Genomic DNA, 2,103 nt, shown 5'->3' on the forward strand with positions numbered 1-2,103 from the left:
ACCGCTATAGCTGATTTCCTTACCTATTGGTTTGCATCGAAAAATTCTGCAGAAGATAGCGAAAAAACAAATCAAAACTCACAAGAAGAAAAAAATAAAGATTCTCAGAAAGAAAGTAAAAATAAGAAAAAAAACGGAAACAATAAAGAACCACAAAACAATAATGATGGAAAGGGTAACATACTTGAACAAGTCAGGAAGCATCATGATAAAAAACGCGATGAGAAAAAACAAGAATTAAAGGATGAAGGATGTATAGTATGCGAGACAGAAATAGTATTCAAAACTAAGACGGATAAGGGGGTAGTAAAATCTCGTGCGGATATTGTTTATATAGAGAATGGTAAAATAAAAATTGGCGAGGTAAAAACGGGGAATAATTCTAAATTAAGTGAACAACAAAAGATTTTAAAAGAGGCATATAAAGAAGGAAATGCTGAGTCCACAAAAGGAAAATTTATAAAATTTTTTAAAGAGAACAAAGAGTTCTTAGAGAAATATCAAGAATCGTTCAAAGATTTTAAAGGAAGTGATAAAGAATTAAACGAGGCTAGCAAAGAATGGATTAAAGGACAATTGAATAATAAGTTAGACAAAACTGACGTTAACGTTTTTCATTATCCAGGACTTTTTGAATGAAAGTGAATAGCGATGCGAACTAAAGACGTGACAGAGATTTTAAAAACGCTTGGCTGGGAGACGAAAGATCAACTATTATTTACAGTGGTAGAACAGTATTAGCGTGAATAAACTGCGACTTATGGAGAATAATCTATGAACTTTTCGTTAAAAAAAATACATCGCCCTGATATTATTTATGTGGAGAAAGGTGTATTAAAAGTTATTGATATAAAAACTGGTAATTTTCAATTAACAGAATGTCAAAAAGATTTTGAAATAGCGTATAAAACAGGAGATGCAAAACCTTTTGGGAAAATTATGAAACGCTATCTGGGCGAAAATAAGGAACAGCTTAATAAATACCAAGAAGATTTGAAAAAATTTGAAGGAGATGCAGAGCTTCTGAAAGAGTTTAGAGACAATTGGAGTGAAAATCAAATAAACAAAGAGTGGAATAGAATAATTCCTTATACAGTTAGCTGTTATCCGGCGGTTGGAGAAGAGTGAAACATTATGCAAACTAAAGATGCAGCAGAAATATTAAAAAGTCTGGGCTGTGAGCTCTATCGTGATGAAGTAGGCGATACATTTGCCTATTATTATCTTCCGGATCGCATTGTGGATTTGAGCTATGGTGTGAAACATGAAACGGATGGTGAAAAATTTTGGTTATTAGCTAGTCTCACAACTGCTTCTTATAGTCTTGCTTGTGAATATTCTAGGGGGCAAAAGTCACGGTATGGATATATACTCTATCCAGAAATAGGTGATTTCGGGGTTACGGTACCGGATCTTTCAGAAAGTCATATTGAATCTGCTTTAAACAAAGTCATTACTTGGGCGCAAGCACAAGATATTGAAAAAAAATTACATGAAGAAGCTGCTAATCATTCTCTTGTTGCAAAGGCTCTTCTCGGCGAGATAGAAGCTTTAAGGAGTTATGAGTCTACGCCCAAAATAAACGTATCAGAATTTTCTGATTATAAAATAATGACGTGGAATGAACGCTTGCTTCTTTTTGCACAGGTCTATAAAAATGGGGAATTAGACGATATTCTAACGCGCAATAAGCCAAAACAGCGCTCGATAAATCTCATCGCAGCAAGTCGCATCCTCAAAACGCGAGGATGGATTGCTATGGAACCTGAGAGAATGTTTCTCTCTTTGCCAGACCGCTTTATTCAATTTGATTTTGGTTTTATACGTCTTCATGATAATTACAATGTCCGTATTGAAGCTGAAATATCTAATGAAGAGATTTCTGTAGCTTGCAAATATATTCACTATAGGAGAGAATATAATTGGATACGACCTACGGATATTTATAAGTCTTTTAACACGATTGGAGGAGGTTTTTTTAGTGGTTTTGGCAAGGAAATTGATATTTGTGTAGAGGAATTGAATGAGCAAGAGTTAACAAAAATCTCTGAGCGGATAATACAGTGGGCGCGTGCTCAGGATTTAGAAGCAGCGATAGAAAGC

At 34.5% G+C, this 2,103-nt stretch carries 2 protein-coding genes and 1 pseudogene; all 3 read left to right on the top strand.

Translation table 11 applies throughout. From position 1 onward, the window contains the following. Positions 1 to 639 (top strand): annotated as a pseudogene (locus tag ACFIK2_RS00610) (hypothetical protein); the annotation flags it as partial. A 135-nt stretch (positions 640 to 774) separates the two neighbouring features. Further along, positions 775 to 1,128, top strand: a complete 354-nt coding sequence (locus tag ACFIK2_RS00615) for a hypothetical protein (RefSeq protein WP_183194745.1) — start codon at positions 775 to 777, stop codon at positions 1,126 to 1,128. A 6-nt stretch (positions 1,129 to 1,134) separates the two neighbouring features. After that, positions 1,135 to 2,103, top strand: a 969-nt coding sequence (locus ACFIK2_RS00620; protein WP_375676784.1) for a DUF6990 domain-containing protein, incomplete at its 3' end; no start/stop codon positions are given.

This window comes from Bartonella sp. AP88XZML (genome assembly GCF_042195565.1).
Classification (GTDB): Bacteria; Pseudomonadota; Alphaproteobacteria; order Rhizobiales; family Rhizobiaceae; genus Bartonella.

Coding starts and splice junctions, on each gene's coding strand:
- ACFIK2_RS00615 (WP_183194745.1), top strand. CDS start 775: ATGAACTTTTCGTTAAAAAAAATACATCGCCCTGATATTATTTATGTG.